The organism is Flavobacterium piscis (genome assembly GCF_001686925.1).
GTDB classification, from domain to species: Bacteria; Bacteroidota; Bacteroidia; order Flavobacteriales; family Flavobacteriaceae; genus Flavobacterium; species Flavobacterium piscis.
On sequence record NZ_LVEN01000001.1, the window covers coordinates 203,282 to 225,530 of the forward strand.

Here is a 22,249-nt window from a genome sequence, read left to right on the forward strand (position 1 = left end):
AAACTACTTGTCATCTTTGCAGTGTTAACGCACTGGATAAAAACAAAAAATAAAAGATAAGTATGATACAGAGATTTAAGGGTAAGGTTGGTGTAGTTACAGGCGGTGCAACAGGAATAGGATTAGCGGCAGCCAAGGCATTGGTACAAGAGGGAGCTTATGTATTTATTACCGGCAGGAGACAGGAACTTTTGGATCAGGCAGTAAATGAAATTCAAACTAATATTACCGCTGTCAAGGCAGATTCGGGAAAAAAAGAGGACATTGAAAAGCTCTTCAATATTGTAAAGCAAGAGAAGGGCTGCATAGATATACTTCTTTGCAATGCAGGTACGGGAGGATTTGGTTATCCCATTGGGGATATTACCGAGCAGCATTATAATACTGTTTTTGATACCAATATTAAAGGATCCATACTTACGGTTCAGGGAGCCCTTCCACTAATGAATGAAGGTAGTTCGATTGTTCTCACAGGTAGTATCTCTTCGGTAAAAACCTACGAAACAATGAGTGTGTACTGTGCCAGCAAGGCAGCTCTCAGCACCTTGGCACGTACTTGGGCATTGGAATTAAAAACAAGAAAAATTAGGGTAAATGTTGTAAGCCCTGGCCCGACAGAGACGGCAATGCTAACGGATTTATCCCATGATCTCCAGGCGTCAATAGTCAACGGTATTCCATTAGGTAGGGCTGGCAATACAGAAGATATTACTAATGCAATTCTTTTTATGTGTTCAGCGGAAGCCAGTTTTATTACCGGAACAGAATTATTTGTTGACGGGGGAGCTGTCTTGGTTTAAGTAATCTAAGCTTTGAGGCGGAATTACCAAAAGTCTAAATAAAGCAAATCATAAATAGATACAATTATGGAAAACAAATTAAAGCCGGGAATTAACCATATAGAATTTTGGGTATCAGATTTATCAAAATCTATAAAATTTTATGATGATTTTCTTTCTGTCATTGGCTGGAAACAAATTAGTGATGTTTCTTTTTCAAATGGCTCGTTGGTCATTTATTTTATTGAGAAAAAAAATATTATAAAAACAGAGTCCCTTGGAGTCAGGCACCTATGTTTTCAGGCTACCCAAAAAGAACATGTTGATAAGGTATACAACATATTGGCAGCATCAAATGCAAAATTTATCCGGGGCCCTGTATTGATGCCGTATTCCAGGGAGTACTATACGGTAGATTTTTATGATCCCGATGGGCAGGTTTTAGAAGTAGCGCATACACCCTATTGAATGCAAATAAAAGTATTAGGCTGATGTTTTTGATCATCTTAGTACTGGATAATAAATAACATAAGTAAAATAAAAATAATATGAATAATAAAATATTAATTACAGGGGCTACAGGGAATTTAGGAGGCCTTATAGTAGCGTTATTGCTGCAAAAGACTAAAGCTGAAAATATTGCAGTAATGCTCAGAAATGATAAACATGCAGAAAAATATTCCAACATGGGGGTTGATATACGTATTGGGGATTATGATAATCAAGCGTCAATGACGCAGGCATTTAAAGGTGTTGATAAATTATATTTTATTTCTAGCCCGGATCTGGAGGCTCGTTTAGTTCAGCATAAAAATGTAGTTGAGGCTGCAAAAGAAGCAAAGGTAGGACATATAATCTACACAAGTTTTTCAAGAAAGGATCAATCTGCCGGGCATCCACTTTTCACACTTGCTCAAGGGCATTTAATTACAGAAGAAGCGATAATAGAATCAGCAATACCTTATACAATATTATTGAATAATTATTATATGGAAGTTATTCCTTTGTTTGCGGGAGAAAATATACTTAGCAGCAAAACAATTTATTTTCCGGCATTAGATGGTAAAAGTGGATTTGTTGCCAGAAAAGATATCGCAGAACTTTCAGTAGAAATCCTCGTTACTGAGGGTCATGAAAATAAGTTTTATGAAGTAAGCGGTGAAAAAGCCTATAGCTTTGAAGAGGTTGCAGAACTTATCTCTGTATCCAGCGGAATCAATATTAATTATGTATCACCAATGGAAGAGGATTTTAAAAAGGCGCTGAAAGATTTTGGCGTGCCGGATTATGCAATAGAATTAAGTGTCTTATCGGCAAAGGCCATTGTGGAAGGGGAGTTTGAAAAAACGTCAGATATCTTTCATAATATAATGGGGAAAAAAGCTACTAGTCTTAGTGAATTTATATCCGAAAAATATGGCGTATAGCACACAAAGAGTTTAATTAAAAATTATAAAAGATGGATATAGAAAAAATTATTGACCAATGGATTTTAGCCAGCAATAATTATGATACAGAAAAATATTTGGAATTTTACGATAATGAAGCCGTTCTGGATGATGCATCGGTAGGCAGGAAATTTGTAGGGATAAAGGGTATTCGAAATTATTTTGAAAGTTATTTTATTGGTTATCAAACGCAGACAAAAAAAGTGAATTTAAAAGTTAAAGATGATGCCAATGCCTATTTGGAGGTATTGTTTCTAGGTGATTTTCCTGAGGGGGAGATTGGCGGATTTTTTGATTTTAAGTTTGAGAATGGCAAAATTATATTCATTTCAGCAGATTTACTCTAGTATAATTATCCTAAATTCTAAAGTAAAATTAATTATAAAGGCAGTCTGTTTATTTAGGCTGCCTTTTTTATTCTTATGAATTTCAGGCTGTTAATTATTTAATGTTTTGCTCTTTATAAATAAGTAGTTTCGATAGCTTCAGACGATAATCCGCGACAATTACACAGCAGCATTCTTTCTGAAAGCACTTGGTGTAAGATTCATGTTTTTCTTGAAAAATTTGATAAAATTCGAAAGATCCTCAAATCCAAGTGACCAAGCTATTTCCATAACATTCCACTGGGTATCCTGAAGAAGTATCTTAGCTTCCTTTATTATCCGATCTGCAATTAGCTGTGTTGTAGTTTTATCAGTAACCTGTTTTAAAGAACGGTTAAGGTGGTTTACATGTACAGATAATGCCTCGGAAAATTCTAGAGGATGTCGTAAAATCATTCTATGAGAAGGGCTTAATATTGGAAATTGGCCCTCAAGGAGTTCCTTAAAATACGCCGTAATACGAATTGAACTGTTAGATTCTCTGATTTGCAAATGAGCGACCGGGCGAATTTTCAGCGCATCAAGGATTATTTGCAATACCCTGTTTCTTAACATATCATACTTGTAAATAAAATCAAGTGTTATTTCCTGTTCCATCTCCTTAAACAGCTGTGTGAATGAATTCATTTGAGAAGCAGTTATCTCTGTAAGCGGTGAGACTTCCGGATCGAAAACGGGGTAATTGGTAATATTGATAAACTGGTCAAAAAAGTCGCTTGTAAATATGCACAGATAGCCGGAATGCTGCCTGCCAAATTGTTCGAAGCGGTACACCATATTGGGCCGGGAGAAGAGAATTGCATACTCTTTAAATTCAAGTACTTTATCTGCATAACAAACACGGTTATGACCATGGTGAATACTTATTTTATAGATTCCCTTTGTGTTATAGGGTTGGCAGGTAAAATTTTGTTCATTAGCAGGAACAGGTATTACCTTGAAGAAGCTGGCCTTTTCCTGCTTTATAATTTCACCCTCGTTGTGTGTAATTGGTAAGTCTTGTCTACGCATTGCTAATGTTCTTGAAACGATTGTTTCAAAATTACATAAAAAAAGAGTTCAGTCATAGCGAAAAAGCTAAAACTATACAGCTTGTGCGTAGTTTTAGCTTTAAAATTTGTGTGGTAATATTATACTTTTAGAAAAAGACAACCTTTATCTTAATTTTTTACCATCATGGCTGTTTTTTACAGTGTCGATGTAATGAAAGATAGGGTATTTCTGCCCCTGATAATAATTCGCAGTCTTTTCTTTTAGATGCCGGTAAGCACAGTTGGGTCGCCTGTACGCCAGACGTTGTCGATAATTACGTGCTGGATGACCCAAATATCTCCCTGTCTTGCTAATTGTACGTCATAACGATTTTTCATAAGATAGTGACGCGTGTGATCATTTGCAGGTACGTGCTGCGCTTCCATCAGGGCATCCAGTGTAGCCTTGTCACCGTCAATGCTCACTCTTGGATTGCTTAGAGAATGAGTGGTATCGATTTGGCCCAGAGATCCCATTAAAGCTTCAACGATAGTTTCTCGTCCTTCCAGCACTGGATACTCAAAACCCGCTTTTTTTCCTGCAGGTCGAAAATCAGATACTGCATCTGTTGCAAAGGCAGATAAAAGAAGATCTTTGTTTCGCAAGTCAAGCCCTGCGGCAAATCTGTAGAGTGCCTCAACTACTGCTAGCTTATCTATATTTTCCTGAATTTTTGTAGATTGGATTTCCATTGTATTAAATTTTAAAATTAACTCTGCAAATTTCGGTATTAGCTAATCGAAAGAATGGGCATTTTCAAACCATTAATCTGCAAAATCAAACAATACATTTGTACTAACTTTTGAAATTACTATTGTTAAAAATAGAAAATATAAAAATTGCAAAATAGAGTTATTTTAGACAAGGAAATTCCTTCTTAATTATTGGTGTTTTGTGTTAATTAATGCAGCTTCGAACCTAAATTCTATAAGGCTTGTTTTCTGCGGAATATCCGGTTTTCAAAAATACCATGTGCCATTATTTTGCCAAAAGCTTAGAATGGCGAAGTATCTTTAAAACCGCCCTTAAGCTTTTGTGGCAAAAAAGGTATCCACTCCATTCAGGTCTTGCCAAAAAATCTCCACCCATTCTCTATAAGGTCTTTCTCTATGTCCTTGCCCATTATGTCTTTGGGGCCGCTTTGGGGTTCCTTATAGGGGTTCTGCGGTCGTAGGGGCTGGGTATTTTTGGCTTTGGTTTTTGGGGCTTTGATTTGGTTTTGGGAATTACGGTGGTGCTTTTGGTAATTTTGGGTTGTATGGGGATTTTTTATTTTGTTTTTTGAATTAGATTATTGCTGTTTTTTTTAAAGGGGTGTCTGGGGCAGGTTGGGTGGTATGGGCGTGCTTGTATTTGCACTTTGTTATCAGGCTTGTATGTAATATTATTTTTAGATTTAGTATTATTTTTTTGGAGCTTTTTCCCGCTATACGTTCCAATCTTTTGTGCCGAACACCGGCAAAAAAGGGATTTCCACTGCTATCGGGGCTAGGGTAGACTTAACTTTTTGCAGCAAAAGCGAACGCGGCTCATTTTCTGCTATGATATTTTTTACATTATAAAAATTGGGGATTCAAAACTTTAAGCAATAGAGATATGCTGATTAAGCACAGTGTAGTTGCAATAAAATTTTTATTGGAATGATTTTAATTATTTGTAAATTAGGGTCTAATAAAAAAACAACATGATATGGAATCGCATACACTTGTTTTGTCAACGGCAAAGGTTCTCATACCTGAAGTAACAACAGTTGATTTTGTCACCACCATTATTAATCGAGGATTGTCCCAAGTTGAATATTTCGGGGTGGAGATTGATAACCACTGCGACATTGTCAGCGAGGACATGGAGGCGGTAAGCCGCGAAATCTGCTATATTGATATCCATTTTGATTCCGAGCAGAGCATTGCTTATGATGCCGTGAGTGAAACCGAAGTACACCAGATGGCGCTCGATTTGCTTAAGGAATGCCGCGCGGAGATCAGGACAGATTCGAAAGATATAACAATATACCTATAGCAAAGGGATGCGCGATGGTATGGATTAGCTTTTTTTGCTGCCTGCAATTGAAAATATCGCTGCTTTTAGGTATGGATTTACATTTAATTTAAAATATTTTACAGCATGAATATTGATTACAAGGACACTAATTTTTTTAACACTGATTATATATTTCGAATTCAGACCTTTGAAAAGTACCTGGCCAGTTCAATGGCATCAGAAGAGCATTATGCCAATTATAAGGCCGGACTGATACCTAATATTTTTTACGCACATAACCTGCCGGCAGTTTTAGGTTTGTTCAGAAAGGAGTTCCTTGAGGTTAAGGCTGGAATAGAAAGGTACGAGCAGGATAATAATAATGATTTTCCCATGTTGAAATCCTTTATCAATACCGAGAGAAATTTACGAGCAGTTCTCGACGATGGCCAGCTACAGGATTACACAGCACTTTTGGAGCGTTCATTTGATAATCAGAAAACAGATGCGAATGGCGCAGCAGTAAGCCGATTTTTCCTGGCAACACCGATATTAAATACTTATATATTTCAGGTAGAAAAGGTATTTGGCAAAGGTATTCTGGATTGATTTTAATAATTATTGAAAACTCTTCGGGCAAATATTGTGCTGTTTGGCAATCTCATTATTGATCTACAAGACACCAATTTTCCAGCAATTAAACAATAAACAAGGACTCATGAATCCAGATGACGGTATAGAAAGATTTGCTCTGGCGCAGCAGAATGTTTACCTCCAGGCTTTGAATGAAATCAAAAACGGGAGCAAGCAGAGTCACTGGATGTGGTTTGTCTTTCCCCAAATCAGGGGCCTGGGTTTTACAGACTATAACATATATTATGGAATTAAGGACCTAAAGGAAGCCCAGGAGTTTCTCAATGATCCGTTGCTTGGAAAACGCCTTATTGAAATTTCACAGGCGGTTCTTTCCCAAAAGGGAAAAACAGCCCTTGAAATTTTCGGCAGGCCCGACGACAGGAAACTTAAATCCTGTATGACCCTGTTTGGCCAGGTCCCAAATGCAAATCCTGTTTTCCACAAAGTATTGGACAAATATTATGGGGGATTGAAAGATGAAAAAACTATAGCAATACTGATGTCCCAGGATAATATTAACTGAAATTTTTAACAAATAAGCATCACAATGAAAGCAGGCGGGATCGTATGCAAACTATTAAATTATAAATCAATAAGAGTAAGTTTTACTTTCTCAAGATAATCATCCTGTATTTTGGTGAGTTCAGCGTTAAGTTCCTGCATTTTTGCCCTTACAATTGTATTGCGCTTTTCCTGTTCCATTTTATAGCTTTCAGCTTTTTGTTCAGCAGTTTGTTCAATTTCGATTTGGTTAGAATCTGAGTGCTGGTCATCTGTGCTTGAAATTTCTAATTCTTCACTCTTTTGCTGTTCCCATCTTTGAAATTTCGCCTCAGCATAGGCGTTGTACAGGTATTCATAAAGGATTCCCTCGCATCTGTTGAAGTGTTCCCATGGAATAGGTTCCTCCTCGGTCCTCTCATTGGGATAGGTGTAGAGTATAATTTCCATACGCGAGAATAAATCCAATTTATAATAATCAATAAACTGCTGATTGGTGACTCCTTTAAAATAATCTATTTCTTCCATGGCTATATTTTTTAAACTTGAAATGCGATAAGGTTCCCTTCATAGGGAAATGCAAAACCCTCGATTTTGACGGACTGGTCCAGCCATGCCGATTCATCATTTCTTTTAAGCATTATGGGCATTCGGTATTTATGGTTGTGTACATAGGACATTATTTTATTTGCCTTTGTGGTAACCATTGTATAGGTATTTTTTATTTCGTTTGAAACAGGATCTGTCCACGAGGAATACAACCCTGCGAAGGTGAAGATTTCATCATCCTGTGAGTTGATCTGGTATTTATCCTTGCTTTTTCCTTTTTCATCATTCCAATGCCACTCGTAGTAAGCAGAAGCAATTATGAGACATCGGTTGTGTGTTATATTTTTAAAAGATGCTTTTTCGTCTATGGATTCAATCCGTGCATTGAGTGTGTTTTTTCTAAATTCAATATCTTTTGCCCATGATGGAAGTAGTCCCCATGTATAGTCCGTGGTAATTAAACCGGGTGAGGAATTGAGGATTATTGGGATATTTGGATGCGCGAATCCATTTATAAAATCGGACTGAAGATAAGTTTCCTCGTTATCCACTTCTGCATTAAAACGTCGTTTTACATTTTCAATTGCCGCGGACTGCTGAACATAGTAACACATAATTTTTTGATTATTATATTATAGAAAATACACCTTATTTTAATAATATTAAACTTTTTTCGGGCAGTTTTGTCCATTGCCCTATCATAGATTTGCCACAAAAATTGTAGTGATGAACCGGTATCAATTTGACGTAAGGCGCATTGAAAAACTGCTTTTGGAAAATCAACAAAGGAAAAATAATCTTTATCGGAAAAATACCAATAAACTGTTGGCCTTTTTGATTATTGTAATCTTCATATTTTTCACATTCTATCAAAATTAGTTTATAATTGGGACTTTACATAAATAAAAAATCAAAATTTCATCCGATGGCGCGGCAGTTTAATTTCGTGTTCCTGCGGATAGGGTTTGCGATCCGTACTGCTGATGTCCTGTTTAATCTGGTTCTGCGTGACAAACCTTTTGTCTGAATCCATATATCTCGGATCAGGAACAAATGGCATTTTGGCCATTTTGCTTATCGTTATAGTTGGAAAATGATAATCAATTTCTACAGTTCCCAAAAGCAGGTAACATCCGCCTCCCAGAAAAGGATACTGGACAAGACTGTCAGGAAAATGCGCCGTGTCAAAATAGGCACCTTCAACATCAATCCATGTTCCGAAATACATATTTCCTCTTTTTGTCGGCACCTGTTTTGTGGAAATTAAATAGGCAAGCATCCTTACCTGCTTTTTGTAATGCTTCAAAAGATCTTTAACCAGTACGTCACCACGATGCCGGGTCTGCAAAAGATCAAAAACAGTACAGGAAACCGGAAAATTCAGAAGTTCAATCTCATCAAAGGCATCTTCAAAAACAGAGCGTTCCAAAACGGGGAGCTTAAATTCCTTTGCAGGTTCCTGAAGCAGCATCAAACCACGATTGGCGGGCTTGAAATTATTTAACAGCAAACTTACTAGTACCAAAAGCTGATTTTTGGTTTGACCAGTAAAGCGGAAGGCACCTATGAAAATCAAAACTTTAATGTTCTCGATTCCCATTGGTATCCTGTTTATGAAATCTTCCAAAGAGACGTATTCTCCGTTTTTGTTGCGCTCAAGGGAAATAAACTGTGCAAGTTTAGAATCAATGTTTAATAGATGCATAAATCCCAGATAGATATCACTGCCATACAGTGCCGTTTCATATTCGCTTTTATTTACGCAAGGGTTATGAATGACTGCGCCGGCCATTCTTGCCTCGTGGATGTAAATCTCTGTCCTGTAAAATCCTCCCTGATTATTTATAACTGCTACCATAAATTCAATAGGGTAGTGCACTTTTAAATAAAGGCTCTGATAGCTTTCCACTGCATATGAGGCGGAGTGAGCCTTGCAGAATGAGTATCCGGCAAAAGATTCGATCTGGCGGTAAATTTCCTGACTAAGCGCCTCGGGATGCCCTTTTGTAGCGCAGGAAATAAAGAAATCATCTTTCACTTTTTGCAGCGCTGCCTTGGATCTTCCTTTTCCGGACATTGCCCTGCGCAGGATATCTCCGTCAGCGGCAGATAGCCCGCCGTAGTGAAGTGCAATTTTAATGACATCTTCCTGGTAAACCATAATGCCGTATGTTTCCCCAAGCTGCTCTTGGAAAACCGGATGAAAATATTCAAATTTCGAAGGGTTATTGTGCCGGAAAATATATTCTTTCATCATACCGGATTGTGCAACTCCGGGTCGTATTATCGACGATGCTGCCACAAGGGTTTTATAATTATCGCATTTCAAACGTCGCAGAAGGCCGCGCATAGCCGGGCTTTCAATATAAAAGCATCCAATTGTCTTTCCTTCGGCCAGAAATTTGTTGGCTGACTGCTCGTTTTTTGATAATGAGGTGTCCCGAATATTGATTCGCAATCCCCTGTTTTTCTCGATAAGTTTAACTGTATCGTCAATATGGCCAATCCCTCTTTGGCTCAGGATGTCAAATTTTTCAAAGCCGATATCTTCTGCCGTATGCATATCAAAAAGCACGATCGGAAAACCCTTTGGGGGCATTTCCAGTGGCGTATAATTGGTGAGTGGCTCCTCGGAAATCAAAATACCGCAGGAGTGCATACTTCTCATATTGGGGTATTTTTCGAGCATCATCCCGTATTGCTGTACCAATTTTACAATTTCATTGGTCTGGTGCATTTTCATTGGGTTTTTGGCCAGCAGGTCCAATTCATCCTTTGGCAGCCCGAATACTTTTCCAACTTCTCGGAAAATTGAACGGTATTTGAATTCGACATTTGTACCACAAAATGCCACATGCTCATATCCATAGCGGTCAAAGATGTATTTTAGGATTACATCACGCTCTTTCCAAGACCAGTCAATATCGAAATCAGGCGGGCTTTTGCGGTTTTCATTCAGGAAACGCTCGAAATACAGATCAAGCTCCAAAGGGCAGATATCTGTTATACCAAGGCAGTAGGCGATAATGCTGTTGGCACCGCTTCCTCGCCCGATATGCAAAAATCCCCGGCTGTTGCTATAGCGGATGATATCCCAGGTGATCAGAAAATATCCGCTGAAATCAAGATCGTTGATTACTTTGAGCTCTTTTTCAACCCTGGCTTTTGCTGCCTTGTTTTGCGGACCGTATCTCCAAATGAGACCCTCATGGGCAAGTGTAGTGAGTAAATTTATATCGCCTTTCTTGTCTTTGGTATAATACTTTTTATTCCTTGGCGTCTGGAATTCATAACTAAAGTTGCAGTGCTGAATTATTTTTTCTGTGTTTTCAATAATGTGGGGATAGTCTTTGTACCATTCAGTTAGCTGATCGGGAGGTACCATTAGATCGCTTTTTTTACAAAAATCATCCTGAGTCAGTTTTGATAAAAGCTCATTGAGGTCCACAGCTCTCAGTATCCTGTGCAGGTTGTACTCTCTTTTAGTTCGGAAAACCACTGGCTGTAATACAACCATTTTTTGCTGCCTGTCTTTCCAATTGGATAACACCAATTTTTGCAGCTGGTCCGGACGAATGCCGATATATTCATTTTCTTTTAGAATGGATGGAGCATTTTCTAAAGGATAAATGATGAAAACATGCTCAAAATCAGGGGCAAATTGCCCCAAAACAATATTGTGAAAGTTATGCTGTGTTAGAAAATAGTTCATTTCGGCAAGCCCCTGTGCATTTTTGGCCAGTGCAATATAACGAAGCTGGTGCTGCGAGCGGAATTCCATACCTACAAGGGGTTTTATCCCTACTGCAAGGCAGAGTTTTATAAACTCATAAATTCCGGTAACGGTATTGATATCGGTAAGGGCCATAGCCTTAACACCAAAAGATGATGCCTGCCGTACCAGCTCTTCAACCGGAATAGTGCCATAACGGAGGGAGTGAAAGGAATGGCAGTTAAGATACATGGGATTATGATTTACGTTTTAAAATTTCATTTTTATTGTTGGGCTTAAACGAAGCACCCGCGCAGCGCATTACCGCGTCAAATCCATAGCGGTTTTTCATCCTGTCCATGGCCTGATAGAGTGCCAGCATTTCTTCGGTATCCTGAAAAATATCTATTTGGTAGGTTCCCCGTACCAGTCCGCTAAAGCGCACCCCGATAAGGCGCAGTCTCATTCGTCGCTGATATAATTTTTCAAACAAATCCGTTACAGTTTTGGTCAGTATATGATCGGCCGAGGTGTAGGCAACCCTGCATTGTTTGGTTTCGGTATCAAAGTTGGCATATCGGATCTTGACTGTTACAGTAGAAGTCAGCCATTCTTCCGAGCGCAGCTGGTAAGCTAGTTTCTCCACCATTCCCTGCAGCAGCCTGTTTAATTTTGCCACATCAATTGTATCCTGGGAAAAGATATGTTCGGTGGATATTGACTTTCTCTCTGTATAGGGTTCCACGGGATTATTATCAATACCATTGGCCTTTTTCCAGAGTTCTGTTCCGTTTTTTCCTATCATCTGCTGAAGGGGTTCCACCGGCATTTCTGACAAGGTTTTGATGGTCCTGATCCCGATGCGCGAGAGCAGCTGGAAGGTCTTTTCGCCTACCATTGGGATTTTCTGAATAGAAAGTGGATTTAAAAATGACTGTACCTGATGCTCGGGTATCTCAAGGTTCTGTTTCTGTTTTCCTTCACCGGTGCCGATTTTGGAAACGGTCTTATTGACCGAAAGGGCAAAGGTTAGTGGAAGGCCGGTTTGCTGGGTGATCCGTTGTGCGAGTTCATTAGTCCATTTATAGCTTCCGTAGAATTTATCCATTCCGGTAATGTCAAGGTAAAATTCGTCAATGCTTGCTTTTTCAACTACGGGGGCTTTCTCCTGAATAATTTCGGTGATGTCGTGTGAAAGCCTTGAGTATAATTCCATATCACCTTTCATGATCTTGGCCTGCGGACATAGCTTCATGGCCATATGAATGGGCATGGCGGAACGCACGCCAAAACGACGTGCTTCATAAGAACAAGAAGCCACTACGCCTCTTTCGCCTCCTCCTATAATCAATGGAATGCCGTTTAGCTCAGAATTGGTAAGCCTTTCGCATGAAACGAAAAACGTATTCATATCTATGTGTACAATTGCCCTTGCCATAATCTTTTCTTTTATATAGATCAAAATTAGTATAGATCGGAACAATTTGTAAAATCAATTATGTTATAAATGATAACAAAATTAAAAATATCTTATTTTATGGGGGATTTCAAAATAGGAAAAAGTGGACTTTTTGCTCTTTATTCAGAATTTACGGCGGATTGAATTTCGGAAAAATAACACAGAAACGATTTGTAAAAATTTATATAATGGATTCGAAAAGCAATCTTATCCAGAAGAGAAAATTAGAATAAAATTATATCAATTGCCTAAATATATGCCTGAACCGCCCCATAAGAGGCGGCAGCGAAATAATATAACCGTATAAAAAGTAAAAATTAAGAGCAAGGAAATGAAATAGTGAACTTCAAATAAAAAGAAATTTTGAGCTTATTCGGATTGATTTTCACTTTTGGATTCCTGTGAAGTTCGTCTAACAAGTAAGTAAAAATCTTTCAGGTGCCACCACGCGGGGCACATATCAAGGCTTCCTTTATAATTGTTTATAGTGGAGTAGCAGCTCTTTAGAAAAACCTGTGAATTGGTGATTTTTGCCCAGGGCTTCCAGTCCACTTCCTGGGGCGGTGGGGTGGTTTCAAAATAGCGTTTTATCTCTTCTGGGGTCATAGGGCAAAATTAGTTAAAAATCGCTGATCTGTCAAGGTCTGAAGGGTTATGTTGGCTTAAAATTTAAATTGTTTTCTCTGCTTTTGTTCCAACTATACTGGCAGTCATTAAATTACTATGCCGAATTTATTTTTAGTTTTTGCAATCAGTTTGAGACCCCTCTGAAGAGTCATTCTCTATAAGGTACTTTTCTATGTCCTTGCCCGTTATGTCTTTGGGGCCGCTTTGGGGTTCCTTATAAGGGTTCTGCGGGTCATAGGGGCTGGGTGTTTTTGGCTGCGTGTTTTGGGGCTTTGGTTTGGTTTTGGGAATTACGGTGGTGCTTGTGGTAATTTTTGGTTGTATCTGAATATGTCATATTGTTTGATGAGTAAGGAGTTTTAGCTTAATATTATTTTTTAGGAGCTTTTTCCCGCTATCCGTTGCAAACGAAGTTCACTGCACTCCAATAAAATAAAAGTACAGTGAAGTAATCTTTTGTGCCGAACCCCGGCACAAAAGGATTTCACTGCACGCGAGCGAAGCGAACTGGAGAAGCAATCGGGGCTAGGGCTGCTGAGGAGCCCGGCTCTTTAGATTAATAAAAATAAGTGAGATTATAAAAAAATGGCTCCAATTGCCTTCAATTGGCGCCATTTGGCTTGTTTGTGACCTCGACGGGACAAATTTCTATAAATTTTCTGGACGATTTGAAGGGATTCAATTTGACTAACTCGCTTACTATAAAATTTGTAATGAAACAATAAAATTGGACGATATGTATTTAACTCAATGCTAAGGTTTGGAAATACAAAAAAAAATAGATGTAGAAATGGAAGTAGTTAAAGGAAAAAATAGATGGAATCTTTTTGCTCTTCATCATCAGAATCAGAATAGTGATTAATAAACTTATCTGGAAATCCATATATAAATTTAATTATCTGAAAATATTAGATCATTAATTAACAAAAAAATAGAATAATTAGTGTATTATAGTTATTTATTAGAAATAAGATGATTCTTATAAAATAATTGTAAATATTCAGGTTTAATTAATTTTTTTGTCATAGACTTGTAATAGTTTTATTATAAATTATAAATTAAATTACTTATGAAAAAAAACAGTTTTCAATCAAAGCTTTTAACGTTACTAATAATGGTATCATTCATTGTATCTTGCAATTCTGATGACAATAGTTCAGAAAATTACAGTTCAGAAAAGAACGATATAACAGCTGCAGAAGCGAAAAACTTTTTAGATGCATTTACTGCTGCAAAATCAGAAAACAAACAGAATATAGTTAAAGATTTTTCTAAAAAAAATAGAATGGATATTAACGAATCAAATGCTTTAAATCAAATGGTTTTGAATACTTACACTCCTGCGGAGCTGGCCTCAATTATTCCAGTTTATGGAGGAAAAACAGGAATTTTACCTACTTGGGATATACCTGGGACTCTAATTAGAAGAACCGTGGAATGGAATGTTGTAGAAAATACTATGGGACTTTGGCGTGTAAAATCTTATGAAGATATTACATATAGTCTGGATGAAGTTCGCCAGGCTCTACATGTTGGAACAAGATTTGAAGGACTAACCGGTGGATTGATATCTTGGGAAGAATTTGTTCAAAATGCAAGTATTCAAACCACAGGAATGAATAGGCAAGTCCTTTCTATTGTTCGAGGGACGATTCATATTACTGGATTTTGGGATTCTCCTGTGGATAATTATTGTGTATTTTCAATTTATTAATAGATAATAATGTTAAATAAAATCTCAATCTTGCTTTTATTAATCAGTGTTAGTTCTTCATGTTCACAAAATTCAAATGAATTATCTGGTTACATCCGGCTAGAAAGCGAAATTTCATCTGATGTCGTAACAGAAACATTTTTACCCCCTCATGTTTTAATTATTAATGAAAAAGGAAATGTTTTAGAATTTAATGAAAAACTAAATAATTCAAGTGGAAAATATAATGTTTCAGATACATTAAACGTTTTTTTTATTAACACAAAGAAAGGTCTTTATTCCGCGTATAAAAAATTGGATGAAAATGAGAAACCGTATTTAACTGAAAATGTAGCCAATAAAAAAGAGGGAGCTAGTTTTTTTTCAAATAAAGTTGATTTTTTCACTGATGTCCAAAATATTAAAGTTAAGGATACAATTATAAACAATACAAAATATAAATTTGTATCTGGTTCTAAAAAAACAGATAATACAGAACAAATATATGAAGCTTTTATAACATCTAACCCCAGGAATTTTCCTGTTCAGATCAGCAAAATTTTATCAGCTTTGACAGATGGAGGTTTTGTTGAGAAAATCCGAATAATTGACAAGTCAAATAATAGAATTATTAGTTTTAATTGCATTTTTGAAAAGAAAGAGCTACCTGAAAGAATTAAAAAAATAATGAAAGTGTGGAGTGAAAATTAATAAGTAGTTTTATCTTAGAAATGAACACTGTTTCAAAAAGGATGATCAATATTTAATATTGTTCATCCTTTTTTTGTTGTTTATTCGCGAAGCAACTATTGTCTTCTGATTTCTATTTCTCTTTGGAAGATAATTTATATAACCGTAATCATTCAGGTCCCTGATACATCTATGGCAGGTAACAGGGCCGCTTATTTCAGCAGTCTTCATAATTTCATGCCTTTATGCTTTAATAGGATTGATATAACCTGCAGCAGTTCTGAATTGTAGTAATGCCGCAAAAATGCCAATAGGGGTAATCGTGGCGGGCTGTCCTTTATCAGATGTAAAGCGGACAGGGGCGGTTTTTTTTTACAGCATAAGGATCTGTGTTTATAGAACAAAGGTCAGGTGATCAGGGGGTATATTATTTTAGGTTTGATATTATTTTTTAGGAGCTTTTTCCCGCTATTCGTTCTAATCTTTTGCGCCGAACCCCGGCACTAAAGGATTTCCACTTCTATCGGGGCTAAATTGAGCAGGGCGATAAACCGATATTAGCTGGCGTTTATTTTTTCAATTTGTTCAATTTTCTTGCTGTCATCTTTATATTTATTTTTCAAGAAATCAATTAGTTCGAAAAAGTCTTCCGGCTCATATTGTTCTTTTTGAAGTCTTAAGTAAACTATTCTAAATTCAAAATTTTTCTCTGTTAGTTCGTCTAGCCAACTGGGCTCAATAATCCCAATCAGTCTAAAGTCAATGTCAAATCCTTGTCGGTAAAAAAAGTATGCATTGTCATAGCTTTTGTCTTTTTGTACTAAATACTCAGCAAATATAATATTTAAAAGTCCGTTTTTAGGGTATCTATCAACCAGTTCTTTCCAAAATCCAAACTCCTCGTCAAATTCAAATCCGCAATAATAACCGTCAGCGTAAGGACCTCTGACTCCCTTGTTAAGTACTCTTACCGTTTCATTTTCAATACTTGTTACTTCTTTGAGTAATTCAAGGATTCGGGTAAGTTTGTGCTCTTCGATTAAAGACCGCCTTACTTGTTTTGAAATTTCAAGTTGTAAGTCTTTTTCAGGTAAAGATTTTAAATAATATTCTGTACTCATTGTCTGTTTTCTTAAATGCCAGCTAACTAACTTATACCCGCCACAAAATGGCATCTATAAACCTAATTGGGGTTGACTTTGTGCTGTAGATTGGCTATTTTTAAAGCGAATGTAACAATAATATTCTTAATCTTTTTAGCTCTGCAGCGATAGCTGCTACTTAGTAATTTTAGCCCGCAGCTTCTAGGATACTTCTTAGGTCCCGGGAGTCAGCTTTTGGAATTTACACCCGGGCTGTCTGCATTCTTCCTGACTGCTATCCATCCAGAGTATCCCAATTTCTTCCTTTCTGGTTTTAATCAAAGACTCTGTATGCTTTTGCTTTATTTCAGGAGCAAAGGTAGTAGTTGTCCTTGAGCAAAAGCAAGGCCGGGCCTTTCAGGTCTTGCTGAAAAATCTCCATCTATGCGGTGATCCTCAGCCTTTCTGATACAGGTGCAGCGGGGATGTAAATACCGTTTAATTCCATCACAAAGTTCGGGCACAGCGCGGCGGGGCGCTGCATAAAATTCCCCCATAAATGCAGGACATCCGTCCTGCTTTATTGCGTTGCTTTCTGCGCTTGCTTGCTTCTGCCCGCGGGCGGTGCTAAAATTAATCTTAAATATTTAGCATCATGAAAACTGCAGCAAACAACAATTGGAAAGTCGTTTCAGAAATTGATCTGATTTATAAAACAAAAGTAAAAAGTTCCCAAAGACCTCTTATTACATCCTCCAGATGTGCCTATTCACTTTTGAAAGACTGCTGGGATCCGGGAAAGATTGAATTTCTGGAGCAGTTCAAAGTGCTGCTGCTTAACCAGTCCAATAGGGTACTGGGTATTTATGAAGCTTCTTCAGGAGGCATCTCAGGCACTATTGTTGACATCAGACTCCTGTTTGCCGCTGCACTCAAAGCCAGTGCTGTGGGCATCATCGTCAGCCACAATCATCCCTCTGGCAAGACAAGTCCTTCAGAAGCTGATAAAAGCATCACCAGAAAGATTAAACAGGCAGGGGAACTGCTGGACATTAAGCTGCTGGATCATGTGATTGTCAGTTCAGAAAACTATTATTCTTTTGCAGATGAAGGCGCTTTATAGCGCCTTTTTTCTTTTTTTCTTTTTCTGTAGGCCTGGGGTCTGCTGTTCTGTAAGGCAGAGGCTGGAATGCTGGAAAAGAGTCGCAGGTATCTGTAAGCTTTTAGCTGTTTATTGTGGTAACCTTCAACCTGATGCCTTCAACCTGATACGAAATAAAAAACACCGCCGGCACTTCATGCTGACGGTGTGTTTTTTTGGTTTTTTACTGTTTCTTGCCCGCACCCAGTCCGGCAAGTTTTTCATTGAGTTCGTTAAGACCGGCCCTTGCCAGACAATCAGCAGAAAGCTGTTTTAATTCAGCAATATTTTCCTCGCCGCTGCGCTGCAGCAGCACCGATGGGCTGCTTTGATTTTCAATTAGTCCGCGCTCAATCACATGGTGGAGCAGCAGCACATTTTTTCGTGAAATCTTCAGATCAATTTTCACCGTTTCATTCATGCCCGGGATACTCAGTATGGTATCAAAAACCTGGGCAGCATCATTTTCTGTCAGCATAGTTCACACGTTTTTAAATTAATAATTGGATCATTCAAAGATAGGCAGAAGCCCTGAAAACACCCCGTTCAAAATATGGACCTGATAGGATGGATTGGCCAGCCTTTTATAATTTCGTTGTCAGCAGCAGCATTAAAGTGGCTTTAATAATAATTGTTAGTCAGTTGCTGTAAGACTGCCCCGTTCCTGCAGTCGGCCAGATGTCCGTTTGTTAAACAAACGAATCTGGCTGCCCCGGCTCGGAACTCGCGGGCAGTGCAACCGGAAGGAAAAGAGTTAAAAAAAAGCAAAGTGAAAAAAGAAACGGGAAAGATGATGGGGAAGAAGATGGGAAAGGAAGTGGTAAACAGAACGCGCATTGCGGCGGTGCGCTTTACCGCTGCTGAGTATGCGGCATTGGAGAGACGATTCAAAGCGACGGCCTGCAGGCAGATGAGTGAATACCTCAGGAACTGCCTTTTAAACAAGCCGGTAACGGTCAAGCATCGGGATGCCTCACTTGACGAATTCATGCTCGAGTATATCCGCCTGAGAAAGGAGCTCACTGCCCTTGGAAATAACTTTAACCAGAGCGTTAAAAAACTGCATAGTCTGCAGCAGATCCCCGAATTCAGGCAGTGGATTTTGAGCACCGCAGCACAGCGTGAAAGACTGCTGTCCCAGGTGGAGGAGATCCGGAAAATGACATGGAAAATTACCCGGAAATGGTTGCAGTCATAAATACGGGACATTCGGTGCGGAGTATTTTGAGCTACAACGAAAATAAGGTCAAAGAAGGTACTGCGGAGTGTATCGGGGAAGGCAATTATCCGGCTTCGGCAGCAGAGCTGAATCAGGCTATGAAACTCGGCAGGCTGCTGCATCAGAATGCGCTGAACGGCAATGTAAAAAGAAACAGCGTGCACATCTCTTTAAACTTTCATCCCTCTGAGAATTATTCCACCGAAAAGCTCCTGCGCATAGCTGCTGCCTATATGGAAAAGATAGGTTTCGGGGAGCAGCCTTATCTGGTTTACCGCCATGATGATGCGGGACATCCGCACATCCATCTGGTCTCCATAAAAGTCCGGGAAGACGGTTCGCGGATCGACATGCAGAATATCGGGAAAAACCAGTCTGAAAAAGCCAGAAAAGAAATTGAAAAAGAATTCCGTCTGGTGCCGGCACAGGGCAGGGGAAAGGAAGAGATTCCATTGGTAAAACCTGCGTGGTCGGGCAGGGTTTTATACGGCAGGGCCGAGTCTAAAAAAGCCATGTCAGGGGTACTCAATGCAGTGCTTTTACATTATAAATACGGCTCGCTTTCAGAGCTCAATGCCGTGCTGCAGCTCTACAATATCAGGGCCGACAGGGGGAGTGAAGATTCGAGGATTTATAAGACCGGCGGGCTGGTGTACCGTATCCTGGACAAGGACGGGAAACCCGCAGGGGTTCCGATCAAGGCAAGTGATTTTGCGATGAAACCCACGCTTGCTTTTTTAGAGCGCCGATATGCACTAAATAGCAACGAAAAGATATTTGAAAAGAACAGGATAAGAAGCGCGGTGGACGGTGCTTTGCTGCGGCGGGACATGGATCTGGAGAAGCTGGTTTCCCTGCTGCGTAAAGAAGGCATGGACGTGTTGCTGCGAAAAAGTGCCGGGGGACAGCTTTACGGAATTACCTATGTGGATCACGTCTCGAAATGTGTTCTGAACGGCAGTGCGCTGGGGAAAAAGTACAGCGCCAAAGGCATGCTCGAACGCTGCGGTAGTACCGCCAAAGCAGCAGCGGTTTCAGGGGATGGAATAGTCCCGCATACGGCTTCTAAAGAGCCGAAAGAAAGTGCTTTGGAAAGCGCTTCAGATGGTGTTTCGGTGAAAGTGCTTGAGGAACTTTTCAAACCGGAAGTGCAGGGAGATTATGTCGCGGGAAGATTTAAGGCAAGGCGCAGGAAAAGAAGAAGGAGAGGAACCGCAGACAGGAATTAGTTTTAGAAATAAGGAATTAAAAATTTAGCGCTATGCAGACAGGGGAAAACGAACAGGCACTGAGAAAAATACTCGATATGACAAGGCTCATCAGCATTCTTTTGCTGCTGGGGCACTTTTACTATTATTGTTATGAAGCTTTTAAAGTATGGAATCTTACGGGTGCGCTGGGAGACAAAATTCTGGGGTCGGTTTACAGGACCGGACTCTTTGGGAGTTTTTACATTTCCAAGTTTGCGGCGCTCGGATTGCTTTTGATTTCACTGCTCGGGGCGAAGGGCAAAAAGGATGAAAAACTGCAGTGTAAGACTGCCGTTTACCGGATGGTTTTGGGACTGCTGCTGTATTTTTTAAGCGGATTGTTGCTGTTGTTGGCTGCTGCTGTGGAGTATACAGCAGCTGTTTATATGCTGGCGGCGTCGGCAGGCTTTCTGCTGGTACTTTCAGGCGGGACGCTGCTCTCGCGGCTGATACGCAGCAGGCTGTCTGCCGTAGATATTTTCAACAGTGAAAATGAGACCTTTCCCCAGGAAGAACGCCTGCTGGAAAATGAGTATTCCATCAACCTGCCGGCACAGTATTATTTAAAAAACAAACTGCGCAATAGCTGGATCAATATCATCAATCCGTTTCGCGGGCTTCTGGTTTTGGGCACCCCGGGATCGGGTAAATCCTACTTTGTCATCCGGCATGTCATTACCCAGCACATTGCCAAAGGCTTCAGCATGTTTGTGTATGATTTTAAATACGATGACCTTTCCAGAATTGTCTACAATACCTTTGAAAAATACAAGCAGGTATATGCCGTTGAGCCCAAGTGTTACTTTATTAATTTTGATACCATCATGCACCGCTGCAATCCGCTGGATCCCCAGAGCATGGAAGACATCACCGATGCTTCGGAGTCCGCCAGAACCATACTGATGGGACTCAACCGCGAATGGATCAAGCGCCAGGGTGACTTTTTTGTGGAGTCGCCGATCAATTTTTTATCGGCTGTCATCTGGTATCTCAGACGCTACAAGGACGGGGAATTCTGTACCCTGCCGCATGTCATCGAGCTCATGCAGGCCGACTATGACAGTCTCTTTACGCTGCTTCGCACCGATAAGGAAATCGAGGTGCTTATCAACCCTTTTATCAATGCCTATCTCAACGATGCGATGGAGCAGCTGGAAGGACAAATAGCTTCTGCCAAGGTAGCAATGGCCAGGCTTTCCTCCCCGCAATTGTATTACGTGCTCTCGGGAAATGATTTTACCCTGGATATCAATAATCCCCTGGAGCCCAAGATTATCTGCATGGGAAACAACCCGCAGAAAATACAGATTTACGGGGCGGTATTATCGCTGTATGTGAACCGGCTGGTGAAACTGGTCAACAAAAAAGGAAAGCTCAAATCGAGCCTTATTTTTGATGAATTCCCTACTATTTATCTCAATAATATGGACAGCCTGATTGCCACGGCAAGAAGCAATAAGGTAAGCACCTGCCTGGGGGTGCAGGACTTCAGCCAGCTGCGCAAAGATTACGGACGCGAGCAGGCCGATGTCATTATGAACATCACCGGAAATATTATCTCGGGACAGGTGACAGGGGATACAGCCAAACAGCTCTCGGAACGTTTTGGCAAAATCATGCAGGACCGCGAGAGTATTTCCATTAACAGCTCCGATACGTCCATCAGCCGGTCCCGGCAACTGGAAGCCGCCGTGCCGCCTTCGAAGATTTCTTCACTGAGCTCGGGAGAATTTGTCGGTATGACAGCCGATGATCCGCAGTGCAGGATCCGTCTGAAGACCTTCCACTGCGAAATTGTAAATGATCATGAGGCGCTGCGGAAAGAGGAAGAAAACTATAAGGAAATACCGCTGGTGAGAAAACTCGATCATGCCATGATCCAGCAGAATTTCAGCCAGATCAGGCGCGATGTGCAGGATATTATCTATAGCGAGATGCAGCGACTGCTGCAGGATCCGGCGCTGTCTTATCTGATTGTGAAGAAGTGATGTTTGCTTTTGTTTGGGTGTTTGGATTACGGCAGCACAGAACAGATGTAGGGAAGTTCTTTTTTTCTTAGTTAATT

General features: G+C 39.6%; 22 protein-coding genes. 13 read left to right on the forward strand and 9 right to left on the reverse strand.

The genetic code is table 11. The features are described from left to right. The first annotated feature begins 62 nt into the window (after positions 1-62). From FLP_RS01000 to FLP_RS01015, 4 genes are all read left to right on the forward strand, one after another. Complete coding sequence (locus tag FLP_RS01000; RefSeq protein ID WP_065447634.1) at positions 63-800, forward strand: SDR family NAD(P)-dependent oxidoreductase; 738 nt, start codon at positions 63-65, stop codon at positions 798-800. A 66-nt stretch (positions 801-866) separates the two neighbouring features. Further along, a complete protein-coding gene (locus tag FLP_RS01005) occupies positions 867-1,247 on the forward strand; it encodes a VOC family protein (RefSeq protein ID WP_065447635.1) in 381 nt (126 codons plus the stop codon). Positions 1,248-1,327: 80 nt separating this feature from the next. After that, a complete protein-coding gene (locus FLP_RS01010) occupies positions 1,328-2,206 on the forward strand; it encodes an SDR family oxidoreductase (RefSeq protein WP_065447636.1) in 879 nt (292 codons plus the stop codon). Positions 2,207-2,238: 32 nt separating this feature from the next. Continuing rightward, positions 2,239-2,574 (forward strand): nuclear transport factor 2 family protein, encoded by a 336-nt coding sequence (locus FLP_RS01015; protein ID WP_065447637.1) that lies wholly within the window; start codon positions 2,239-2,241, stop codon positions 2,572-2,574. A 159-nt stretch (positions 2,575-2,733) separates the two neighbouring features. On the opposite strand, the gene FLP_RS01020 is transcribed toward FLP_RS01015, so the two are convergent. Next, positions 2,734-3,624 (reverse strand): helix-turn-helix domain-containing protein, encoded by an 891-nt coding sequence (locus FLP_RS01020; RefSeq protein ID WP_065447638.1) that lies wholly within the window; start codon positions 3,622-3,624, stop codon positions 2,734-2,736. Positions 3,625-3,866: 242 nt separating this feature from the next. Continuing rightward, entirely contained in the window at positions 3,867-4,337 is a 471-nt protein-coding gene (locus tag FLP_RS01025; protein WP_083195767.1) for a nuclear transport factor 2 family protein, read from the reverse strand. 997 nt (positions 4,338-5,334) lie between these two features. On the opposite strand from FLP_RS01025, the gene FLP_RS01030 reads away from it, so the two are divergent. The 3 genes from FLP_RS01030 (at position 5,335) to FLP_RS01040 (ending at position 6,784) form a co-directional block, all read left to right on the forward strand. Further along, entirely contained in the window at positions 5,335-5,664 is a 330-nt protein-coding gene (locus FLP_RS01030) for a hypothetical protein (protein WP_065447639.1), read from the forward strand. A 192-nt stretch (positions 5,665-5,856) separates the two neighbouring features. Then, on the forward strand, positions 5,857-6,234 hold the full coding sequence (locus FLP_RS01035; protein WP_123921633.1) for a hypothetical protein: 378 nt from the start codon (positions 5,857-5,859) through the stop codon (positions 6,232-6,234). A gap of 109 nt (positions 6,235-6,343) precedes the next feature. Next, entirely contained in the window at positions 6,344-6,784 is a 441-nt protein-coding gene (locus FLP_RS01040; RefSeq protein WP_065447641.1) for a DUF1810 domain-containing protein, read from the forward strand. Positions 6,785-6,843: 59 nt separating this feature from the next. On the opposite strand, the gene FLP_RS01045 is transcribed toward FLP_RS01040, so the two are convergent. The 5 genes from FLP_RS01045 to FLP_RS25900 all read right to left on the reverse strand — a co-directional run bounded on the left by FLP_RS01045 (position 6,844) and on the right by FLP_RS25900 (position 13,088). Continuing rightward, positions 6,844-7,290: a hypothetical protein gene (locus FLP_RS01045; RefSeq protein ID WP_065447642.1), complete on the reverse strand. Its 447-nt coding sequence runs from the start codon at positions 7,288-7,290 to the stop codon at positions 6,844-6,846. 11 nt (positions 7,291-7,301) lie between these two features. Then, positions 7,302-7,925, reverse strand: coding sequence for an SOS response-associated peptidase (locus tag FLP_RS01050; RefSeq protein ID WP_065447643.1), 624 nt, complete (start codon positions 7,923-7,925; stop codon positions 7,302-7,304). A 296-nt stretch (positions 7,926-8,221) separates the two neighbouring features. Continuing rightward, entirely contained in the window at positions 8,222-11,275 is a 3,054-nt protein-coding gene (locus tag FLP_RS01060; protein WP_065447645.1) for a DNA polymerase III subunit alpha, read from the reverse strand. A 4-nt stretch (positions 11,276-11,279) separates the two neighbouring features. After that, entirely contained in the window at positions 11,280-12,461 is a 1,182-nt protein-coding gene (gene dinB, locus FLP_RS01065; protein ID WP_065447646.1) for a DNA polymerase IV, read from the reverse strand. Between the two features lie 390 nt (positions 12,462-12,851). Further along, a complete protein-coding gene (locus tag FLP_RS25900; RefSeq protein WP_065447647.1) occupies positions 12,852-13,088 on the reverse strand; it encodes a DUF6965 family protein in 237 nt (78 codons plus the stop codon). Between the two features lie 1,090 nt (positions 13,089-14,178). On the opposite strand from FLP_RS25900, the gene FLP_RS01075 reads away from it, so the two are divergent. Beyond that, positions 14,179-14,823, forward strand: coding sequence for a hypothetical protein (locus FLP_RS01075; RefSeq protein WP_123921634.1), 645 nt, complete (start codon positions 14,179-14,181; stop codon positions 14,821-14,823). Between the two features lie 9 nt (positions 14,824-14,832). Next, positions 14,833-15,513: a hypothetical protein gene (locus FLP_RS01080; RefSeq protein ID WP_065447649.1), complete on the forward strand. Its 681-nt coding sequence runs from the start codon at positions 14,833-14,835 to the stop codon at positions 15,511-15,513. Between the two features lie 536 nt (positions 15,514-16,049). On the opposite strand, the gene FLP_RS01085 is transcribed toward FLP_RS01080, so the two are convergent. Further along, positions 16,050-16,613, reverse strand: coding sequence for a hypothetical protein (locus tag FLP_RS01085; RefSeq protein ID WP_065447650.1), 564 nt, complete (start codon positions 16,611-16,613; stop codon positions 16,050-16,052). 616 nt (positions 16,614-17,229) lie between these two features. Here FLP_RS01085 and FLP_RS01090 point away from each other — a divergent pair. Then, positions 17,230-17,697, forward strand: coding sequence for a JAB domain-containing protein (locus tag FLP_RS01090; protein ID WP_065447651.1), 468 nt, complete (start codon positions 17,230-17,232; stop codon positions 17,695-17,697). A gap of 202 nt (positions 17,698-17,899) precedes the next feature. Here the strand turns inward: FLP_RS01090 and FLP_RS01095 are convergent, their stop codons facing one another. Continuing rightward, positions 17,900-18,193, reverse strand: a complete 294-nt coding sequence (locus tag FLP_RS01095; RefSeq protein ID WP_065447652.1) for a hypothetical protein — start codon at positions 18,191-18,193, stop codon at positions 17,900-17,902. A gap of 291 nt (positions 18,194-18,484) precedes the next feature. Here FLP_RS01095 and FLP_RS01100 point away from each other — a divergent pair, with 291 nt between their 5' ends. The 3 genes from FLP_RS01100 to mobC are packed head-to-tail and all read left to right on the forward strand — an operon-like array spanning position 18,485 to position 22,172. After that, on the forward strand, positions 18,485-18,913 hold the full coding sequence (locus FLP_RS01100) for a plasmid mobilization protein (protein WP_243397547.1): 429 nt from the start codon (positions 18,485-18,487) through the stop codon (positions 18,911-18,913). Next, on the forward strand, positions 18,880-20,163 hold the full coding sequence (locus FLP_RS01105; protein WP_243397548.1) for a relaxase/mobilization nuclease domain-containing protein: 1,284 nt from the start codon (positions 18,880-18,882) through the stop codon (positions 20,161-20,163). Before FLP_RS01100 ends, FLP_RS01105 begins: the two co-directional genes overlap by 34 nt. A 32-nt stretch (positions 20,164-20,195) precedes the next feature. After that, complete coding sequence (gene mobC, locus FLP_RS01110; protein ID WP_065447653.1) at positions 20,196-22,172, forward strand: conjugal transfer protein MobC; 1,977 nt, start codon at positions 20,196-20,198, stop codon at positions 22,170-22,172. Positions 22,173-22,249 lie beyond the last annotated feature (77 nt).

What these genes read in the sequence shown, in the direction of transcription:
- FLP_RS01000 (WP_065447634.1), top strand. Translation starts at nt 63, where the DNA reads ATGATACAGAGATTTAAGGGTAAGGTTGGTGTAGTTACAGGCGGTGCA.
- FLP_RS01005 (WP_065447635.1), top strand. Translation starts at nt 867, where the DNA reads ATGGAAAACAAATTAAAGCCGGGAATTAACCATATAGAATTTTGGGTA.
- FLP_RS01010 (WP_065447636.1), top strand. Translation starts at nt 1,328, where the DNA reads ATGAATAATAAAATATTAATTACAGGGGCTACAGGGAATTTAGGAGGC.
- FLP_RS01015 (WP_065447637.1), top strand. Translation starts at nt 2,239, where the DNA reads ATGGATATAGAAAAAATTATTGACCAATGGATTTTAGCCAGCAATAAT.
- FLP_RS01020 (WP_065447638.1), bottom strand. Translation starts at nt 3,624, where the DNA reads ATGCGTAGACAAGACTTACCAATTACACACAACGAGGGTGAAATTATA.
- FLP_RS01025 (WP_083195767.1), bottom strand. Translation starts at nt 4,337, where the DNA reads ATGGAAATCCAATCTACAAAAATTCAGGAAAATATAGATAAGCTAGCA.
- FLP_RS01030 (WP_065447639.1), top strand. Translation starts at nt 5,335, where the DNA reads ATGGAATCGCATACACTTGTTTTGTCAACGGCAAAGGTTCTCATACCT.
- FLP_RS01035 (WP_123921633.1), top strand. Translation starts at nt 5,857, where the DNA reads ATGGCATCAGAAGAGCATTATGCCAATTATAAGGCCGGACTGATACCT.
- FLP_RS01040 (WP_065447641.1), top strand. Translation starts at nt 6,344, where the DNA reads ATGAATCCAGATGACGGTATAGAAAGATTTGCTCTGGCGCAGCAGAAT.
- FLP_RS01045 (WP_065447642.1), bottom strand. Translation starts at nt 7,290, where the DNA reads ATGGAAGAAATAGATTATTTTAAAGGAGTCACCAATCAGCAGTTTATT.
- FLP_RS01050 (WP_065447643.1), bottom strand. Translation starts at nt 7,925, where the DNA reads ATGTGTTACTATGTTCAGCAGTCCGCGGCAATTGAAAATGTAAAACGA.
- FLP_RS01060 (WP_065447645.1), bottom strand. Translation starts at nt 11,275, where the DNA reads ATGTATCTTAACTGCCATTCCTTTCACTCCCTCCGTTATGGCACTATT.
- dinB (WP_065447646.1), bottom strand. Translation starts at nt 12,461, where the DNA reads ATGGCAAGGGCAATTGTACACATAGATATGAATACGTTTTTCGTTTCA.
- FLP_RS25900 (WP_065447647.1), bottom strand. Translation starts at nt 13,088, where the DNA reads ATGACCCCAGAAGAGATAAAACGCTATTTTGAAACCACCCCACCGCCC.
- FLP_RS01075 (WP_123921634.1), top strand. Translation starts at nt 14,179, where the DNA reads ATGAAAAAAAACAGTTTTCAATCAAAGCTTTTAACGTTACTAATAATG.
- FLP_RS01080 (WP_065447649.1), top strand. Translation starts at nt 14,833, where the DNA reads ATGTTAAATAAAATCTCAATCTTGCTTTTATTAATCAGTGTTAGTTCT.
- FLP_RS01085 (WP_065447650.1), bottom strand. Translation starts at nt 16,613, where the DNA reads ATGAGTACAGAATATTATTTAAAATCTTTACCTGAAAAAGACTTACAA.
- FLP_RS01090 (WP_065447651.1), top strand. Translation starts at nt 17,230, where the DNA reads ATGAAAACTGCAGCAAACAACAATTGGAAAGTCGTTTCAGAAATTGAT.
- FLP_RS01095 (WP_065447652.1), bottom strand. Translation starts at nt 18,193, where the DNA reads ATGCTGACAGAAAATGATGCTGCCCAGGTTTTTGATACCATACTGAGT.
- FLP_RS01105 (WP_243397548.1), top strand. Translation starts at nt 18,880, where the DNA reads ATGGAAAATTACCCGGAAATGGTTGCAGTCATAAATACGGGACATTCG.
- mobC (WP_065447653.1), top strand. Translation starts at nt 20,196, where the DNA reads ATGCAGACAGGGGAAAACGAACAGGCACTGAGAAAAATACTCGATATG.